The 406-nt window shown below is 30.5% G+C and carries 1 pseudogene; it reads right to left on the minus strand.

Features of this window, described 5'->3' with window-relative positions:
- A pseudogene (locus LDP10_RS03260) lies at window positions 1-406 on the minus strand (F0F1 ATP synthase subunit alpha); the annotation flags it as partial.

A 406-nucleotide genomic window follows, 5' to 3' on the forward strand; every position in this document is an offset into this window, starting at 1 on the left:
TACTGATTGTTCAGCTATGGATAATGGACAATATTGTTTTTGCTTTAATAATTCGGTTAATTTTTTACCATAAATTAATTGTTTTCTCGTAATTTCATCTAAATCAGAAGAAAATTGAGAAAAAGATGCTAATTCTCGATATTGAGCAAGAGCAGTTCGAATTCCATTAGATAATTTTTTAATTATGTTGCTTTGTGCAGCACTACCAACACGAGATACAGAGATTCCGGGATTAACAGCAGGACGAATTCCAGAATTAAATAAATTAGATTCTAAAAAAATTTGTCCGTCGGTAATAGAAATAACATTAGTAGGAACAAAAGCAGATACATCACCACCTTGAGTTTCAATAATAGGTAAAGCTGTTAAAGAACCTTGTTTACCTTGTATCTTTCCTTTAGTAAAA

This window comes from Buchnera aphidicola (Pemphigus obesinymphae) (assembly GCF_026122815.1).
Lineage (GTDB): Bacteria > Pseudomonadota > Gammaproteobacteria > Enterobacterales > Enterobacteriaceae > Buchnera_C > Buchnera_C aphidicola_BJ.